Source organism: Sphingomonas sp. (assembly GCF_040398505.1).
GTDB lineage: Bacteria > Pseudomonadota > Alphaproteobacteria > Sphingomonadales > Sphingomonadaceae > Sphingomonas.
The window spans coordinates 1-6177 of sequence record NZ_JBBATX010000067.1; the positions used below are offsets into that span (position 1 = coordinate 1).

General features: G+C 63.9%; 6 protein-coding genes. 2 read left to right on the plus strand and 4 right to left on the minus strand.

Annotated elements, in window-relative coordinates; all coding sequences use genetic code 11:
- Nucleotides 1–458 precede the first annotated feature (458 nt).
- The 4 genes from ABWP09_RS09545 to rimO all read right to left on the minus strand — a co-directional run bounded on the left by ABWP09_RS09545 (nt 459) and on the right by rimO (nt 5036).
- Nucleotides 459–851: a hypothetical protein gene (locus tag ABWP09_RS09545; RefSeq protein ID WP_353204914.1), complete on the minus strand. Its 393-nt coding sequence runs from the start codon at nt 849–851 to the stop codon at nt 459–461.
- Nucleotides 848–2236: a leucyl aminopeptidase family protein gene (locus tag ABWP09_RS09550; protein WP_353204915.1), complete on the minus strand. Its 1389-nt coding sequence runs from the start codon at nt 2234–2236 to the stop codon at nt 848–850. The genes ABWP09_RS09545 and ABWP09_RS09550 overlap by 4 nt, the downstream gene beginning before the upstream one ends.
- Nucleotides 2233–3633: a serine hydrolase domain-containing protein gene (locus tag ABWP09_RS09555; protein ID WP_353204916.1), complete on the minus strand. Its 1401-nt coding sequence runs from the start codon at nt 3631–3633 to the stop codon at nt 2233–2235. Before ABWP09_RS09555 ends, ABWP09_RS09550 begins: the two co-directional genes overlap by 4 nt.
- A gap of 71 nt (nt 3634–3704) precedes the next feature.
- The gene (rimO, locus tag ABWP09_RS09560) at nt 3705–5036 is read right to left on the minus strand and encodes a 30S ribosomal protein S12 methylthiotransferase RimO (protein ID WP_353204917.1); all 1332 of its coding nucleotides are present in this window, start codon (nt 5034–5036) and stop codon (nt 3705–3707) included.
- A gap of 98 nt (nt 5037–5134) precedes the next feature.
- On the opposite strand from rimO, the gene ABWP09_RS09565 reads away from it, so the two are divergent.
- A complete protein-coding gene (locus ABWP09_RS09565) occupies nt 5135–5431 on the plus strand; it encodes a GIY-YIG nuclease family protein (RefSeq protein ID WP_353204918.1) in 297 nt (98 codons plus the stop codon).
- Nucleotides 5428–6003 (plus strand): DOMON-like domain-containing protein, encoded by a 576-nt coding sequence (locus ABWP09_RS09570; protein WP_353204919.1) that lies wholly within the window; start codon nt 5428–5430, stop codon nt 6001–6003. Before ABWP09_RS09565 ends, ABWP09_RS09570 begins: the two co-directional genes overlap by 4 nt.
- Nucleotides 6004–6177: the final 174 nt, after the last annotated feature.

Genomic DNA, 6177 nt, shown 5'->3' on the forward strand with positions numbered 1-6177 from the left:
ATTACGAGCGCGCGACCGCTTGCGACCTAATTGCGGACATGCCGTGGGCCAGATAATGTTCTCCAATGCGGACCTTATCTCTTGTCGCTGCAGCCCTTGCGTCGTTCCTGAGTGGGGCCGCTGGCGCTCAACCAATGCCCAGAAGCTTCCTTGGTGCCTGGGGTGTAGCAGGTAGCCAGCGTAGCACCGCTGGTTTTCCGAGTATCCGGATTGGTCCGCAGATGATCGTACTCGATGGCGTGAGATATTCGATAAGGGCAACTGAACGCCGCGCGTCTAATGTCTTCGACGTGAAATATGGCTCCAAAACGCGAAATTGGGTTGATCGGCTTACGATAGGGACAACGGGTTCACGCCTCTTCCGCGAGCGGGACGACAAGCTGTTGACCACCTACTATCGCTGCGAGCGTTGATCGCGGCGACCGTTTTCAATCAAAAGCGCCACCACCCCCGCCTGCTCAAACCGGCGGCGGGACCAACCCGATCAGCTTCATCGCCACCGCCTGCACGATCATCGTAAGCAGCCAGTAGAGACTGTCGCGGCCGATCACTGCGGCGCGGCCGCCGCGATAGCTGTGGGTGATCGCTACGACCGGCAGCACGAAGCCTACCCAGATCACCACCGCGCTGCCCACTGCCATGATCCACGGCGCGGCCTTGGGTGGGGCTAAGATCAGCGCGCCCGCCAGGATCGACGCGAACCAGAACAGGCCGAGCGCGGCGGTGACGATCGCGCCGACCGACATGCGGCCCGAGGCGCGGTCGAAGGTCGCGCGATAGGCCGCACCGATTATCAGCCCGAGCGCGGTTGCGATCAGGATCGGGACCAGGTTGAGCCAGATGTAGATCATCCCGGATAGCGCCCTTTCAACATTGCCCAGGCCGCGCGGAGACCGAGCGCGTCGCCGCCTTTCGGTCTACCCGGTTTGGATGCCGGCCGCCACGCGAAGGTGTCGAAATGCGCCCACGGCGTGCCCGCATCGACGAAGCGGCGCAGGAACAAAGCGGCGGTGACCGCCCCGGCGAAACCGCCATCGGGCGCGTTGACGAGATCGGCAATGTCCGACGACAGCATCTCGTCATAGCCGTCCCACAGCGGCATCCGCCACAAGGGATCGCCGACCGCGTTGCCCGCCGCGAGCAGCGCATCGGCGAGCGTCTCGTCATTGACGAAGGTCGCGGGCAGATCGGGGCCGAGCGCCACCCGCGCCGCGCCGGTCAGCGTCGCGAAATCGAGGATCAGGCCGGGGTTGCTCTCCGCCGCCTTGGTCAGCGCATCGCCGAGCACGAGGCGACCCTCGGCATCGGTATTGGTATTCTCGACCGTCAGCCCTTTGCGCGAGCGCAGGATGTCGCCGGGGCGGAAGGCGTTGCCAGAGATGCTGTTCTCGACCGCCGGGATCAGCAGATGCAGCCGCACCGGCAAACGCAGCCCCATCACCAGCCCGGCGAGCGCGAGCGCGTGCGCGGCGCCGCCCATATCCTTCTTCATCAGCTTCATGCTGCCGCCGGTCTTGATGTCGAGCCCGCCCGAATCGAAGCACACGCCCTTGCCGATGATCGCGATGCGCGAGTTCTTGGGGTCGCCCCATTCGAGCTCGATCAGGCGCGGCTCGCGACCCTTTGCGGCGGCCTGGCCGACGGTGTGGATCATCGGATAGCCCTGGGCGAGCGCGTCGCCTTTGGTCACGGTGAGCGTCGCCGAATGCGCCTCGGCGAGCGCCTTGGCTTCGGCTTCGAGTTCGGCGGGGCCGAGATCGGCGGCGGGGATGTTGACGAGATCGCGTACCTTGCTGGTGGCAATCGCGAGGCGGACGGTCTCGTCGATCCGCGCGGGTTCGCCGGTCAGCAGCACGCGCGGCCCCATAGCGGGATCATCGCTGCGGTAGCGGTCGAACTTATGCTGCGCGAGGCACCACCCCAGCATCGCCGCGCCGGGTTCGCCCTCGGCCAGACGATAAATGCCCTCGGGCAATTGCTCGCCGAGCGAAGCGATCCGCCACGGCGACTCGAGGCCTTCATTGCACACCAGCAGCATCGCCCAATCGTCGGGGCCATCGCCCGGCAGGACGGCGCGGTTGCCCGCCTTGCCCGTCAGCCGGTGCGCCGCGACGGTGGTGCGGATGCGCGGCGGCTGCGCGTTCAACCATTCCGACCAGCGATCGGGATGGACGACATGGATGGTGCGCGCGGGTTGGCCGCGATCGGGTTGCAGCAGGAGCGTGAAATCGGTCATTGCTGGGTGGGGGCCACTAGGAATTGTTCGAGCTTTCCGTTGCTGCCGGGTTCGGCATAGGTGCTGATGACCAGCGTAATTTTGGGGAATTCGACGCGGTAGACGCGGTTGACGAAGCCGCCGCGCAACCGCGCCTTGCCCATCTGAACGAAGCTGCGCGGCGTGCCGAGCGGGGCCAGGCTGGTGCGATAATCGCCGAGCGTCGTGGCGTTGAAGTAGAAATTCGCATTCTCGGTCAGGCGGCTGCGGTCGAGCGTCCCCTCACGCACTTGATTGAACACGCTGCGCGCTTGCACCAAAGCAGCCGCGTCGGCGGGATCGGGGGCGGGTGGCGTGAGCACGATGCCCGACAGCTTTTGCGCCAAGGTCTTGAACGCTTCGTTCGACCAGCTGTTGGTCAGCACGACGACCGCCGCCTTGTCGTCGGGATAGACGATGTTTTCGGACAGGAAGCCGACCGCCTCGCCGCTATGCTCGATGAAGCGGTGGCCATTGCCGGCCCCGGTGAACACGCCGAGGCCATAGCCGTTGGTCGTGCCATCGGTCAGTTTAACCGGCGTTTCCTGCGCTGCCCAATCCTCCGGCGTCAGCACCGCGCGATCGAGCCGGGCGACATCCCATAGCGCCAGCGATTTTGCGCTCATCGAGAGCTCGCCCGCGGCATAGAGCCAGCCATGCGCGGCGGGCGTGACCGGGCGCACCGGCCCCAGCGCGGCGCGGCCATAGCCTTGCGGAAAACCCGGCCCGATCGCGAGATCCTGATCATAAGCGGTGATGCCGAGCGGCGTGAAGACGCGCGCCCGCAGGAAATCGAGCAGTGGCTGGCCCGACACTTTTTCGACGATCATCCCCGCCACGACATAGCCGGTATTGGAATATTGCCACTGCGTGCCGGGCGCGAAATCGAGCGGTTTCTTGGCCCAGCGATCGACGATTTGCTGCGGCGTGACGGGCGTCGCCATCGCCTTGAAGCTGTAATCCTGCGGCCAATAATCCTGCAGGCCCGCGGTGTGGCTGAGCACTTGGCGGATCGTGATCGAGTCGCCGCCGGTGATTCCGGGGATATATTTGGCGACTGTATCGTCGAGGCTCAACTTGCCGTCGCGTTGCAGCAGCAGGACCGCGGCGGCGGTGAATTGCTTCGAGATCGAGGCGATCTGATACGGGGCGTCATCGCGCGTCGTGCCGGTCTCGGCCTGCTTGCCGTATGCCTTGGCATAGACGACGCGCCCGCCGCGCACGATCGCGATCGAGGCCGACGGCACGCCCGATTTGGCGAGCGTATCGGTGACGGTGGAATCGACCTTCGCCGTTTCGGCAGGGCTCAGGCTTTGTGCGGCCGCGGGGGCGGCGATGACCAACAGGATGGCGGTCAGGCAGGATCGGACGGGCGTCACGTTCACTCTTTCTCAGGGTCGGAGACGCCGATATGTCATCCCCGTGCCGCAAAAGGGAAGCGCGAAGTCGCTCAGGCGACGGGCACGCCGTACAAATCGTGTTCGTCGGCGTCCTCGATCGCGACCGCCACGATATCGCCCTGCTTGAGGTGCCGTGCGTCGCGCAGGAAGACCTCGCCGTCGATCTCGGGTGCGTCCGCCTTGGAACGGCCGGTCGCGCCGCCCTCTTCGTCCACCGCGTCGATGATGACGTCGAGCGTGCGGCCGATTTTGGCCTGGAGCTTCTCGGCCGAAATGCGCGCGGTCAGCTCCATCAGGCGGGCGTAGCGCTCTTCCTTGATTTCCTCGGGCACGTGGTCGGGCAGAGCGTTCGCAGCCGCCCCTTCGACCGGCTCGAAGCGGAACGCGCCGACGCGGTCGAGCTGCGCTTCCTCAAGCCAGTCCATCAAATAGGCGAAATCGTCTTCGGTCTCGCCGGGGAAGCCGACCACGAAAGTTGAACGGATCGCAATGTCGGGGGCGATCGTCCGCCAATTCTTGATGCGTTCGAGCACTTTGGTTTCGTTCGCCGGACGCTTCATCAGCTTGAGCACGTTGCGACTGGCATGTTGGAAAGGGATGTCGAGATAGGGGAGCACCAGCCCCTCGGCCATCAGCGGGATGACGTGGTCGACGTGGGGGTAGGGATAGACATAATGCAGCCGCACCCACGCGCCGAGCTTGCCCAGTTCGCGCGACAGATCGGTCATGTGTGCGCGGACTTCTTCGCCGTGCCACATCCGCGGCTGATGGCGGATGTCGACGCCGTAAGCCGAGGTGTCCTGGCTGATCACCAGCAATTCCTTGGTGCCAGCCTCGATCAGTTTCTCAGCTTCGCGCAGGATCGCGTCGGGCCGACGGCTGACGAGATCGCCGCGCAGGCTCGGGATGATGCAGAAGGAACAGCGGTGGTTGCAGCCTTCGCTGATTTTCAAATAGCTGTAATGGCGCGGGGTGAGCTTCAGGCCACTGTCGGGGACGAGGTTGAGGAACGCGCTCGGCGGCATTGGCGCTGCTTCATGCACCGCGCCGACGACTTCCTCATATTGATGCGCGCCGGTGACGGCGAGGACGCCCGGGAATTTCGCGCGGATCATTTCCGCTTCCTTGCCCATGCAGCCGGTGACGATGACGCGGCCATTCTCGGCGATCGCTTCGCCGATCGCCTCGAGGCTTTCCTCCTTGGCCGAATCGAGAAAGCCGCAGGTGTTGACGAGCACGACATCGGCCCCGGCATAATCGGGCGACATCTGATAGCCGTCGGAGCGCAGCTTGGTCAGGATCCGTTCGCTGTCGACGAGGTTCTTGGGACAGCCGAGCGAAACCATGCCGATTTTCGGCGGGGTGGGGAGGAGTGTTGCCATGGGAAAGGCGGCGTGTAGCGATTGTGCGCGGATTTTGCCAGTGTGGCGCTTCAGCCCTTCCCCGGCGCAGGCCGGGGCCCAGTTGCGGGACGTTTGCGGTGGACGAACAGGCCTATGTTTACATCATGCCGAGTAGGCGGAACGGAACGATCTATCTTGGCTCGACCGACGCGCTGGCGCGCCGTGTATGGGAGCATCGCAACGATGTGCTCGAGGGTTTCATCAAGAAGTATGGCTGCCATTTGCTCGTCTGGTACGAAGCGTTCGGTGATTTGGCGCTAGCCCGCCAACGGGAGTTTCAGATGAAATCATGGAAGCGAGCGTGGAAAATTCGCGAGATTGAGGGTCTCAATCCCGATTGGGAGGATTTATACGACCGGATCGCGCAACCATGACCGACACCGCAACTGGGCTCCGGCCTTCGCCGGGGAAGGAGTATCGGCTTGTGCCGCATCCAGACTTTGTAAGTACGGCTGTTACCGAAATCGCAGTATCTGCCGATCTATTGGGGAGCGCTTTGTCGCTCCAATACCGCCTATCGGGCGCGATGGATCGGGTAGCTTGGCCTCGCCCAATCGAACCGAGCCGGGCCGATAACTTGTGGCAGCGTACATGCTTCGAAGCGTTTGTCGGCCATCCGCAGGAGGGCTATTTCGAGTATAATTTTTCGCCTTCAGGCCAATGGGCTACCTATTTTTTCGACTGGTATCGCGACGGTATGCGTCCGGCGACTTGGCTCTCGGAACCGACCATCCACGTCGTACAACCGGATATGTTTTGCCTTACCGCAAAAATCGACCTCACTGACCATTGGACGTCGGGCGACAGGTGTCTGGGCCTCTCCGCTGTGATCGAAGAAACCGACGGCACCAAATCCTACTGGGCGCTCGCCCACGCGCCCGGGCCGCCCGATTTCCACAACCGGGATTGCTTCACGGCAACTTTGCCGGCGCCCGATCCATCTTGACCCCACTCCCTTCCCCGGCGAAGGCCGGGGCCCAGTCGTGGAACGGCAATTGGTTCAGCGCAGCACTCGCTTACCGCCATCTCCGCTACTGGGCCCCGGCCTTCGCCGGGGAAGGAAAGAACAAGCGGGATTCTGCCCCATGAACTTCGGTATCGATCGCCTCATCGCCGACCC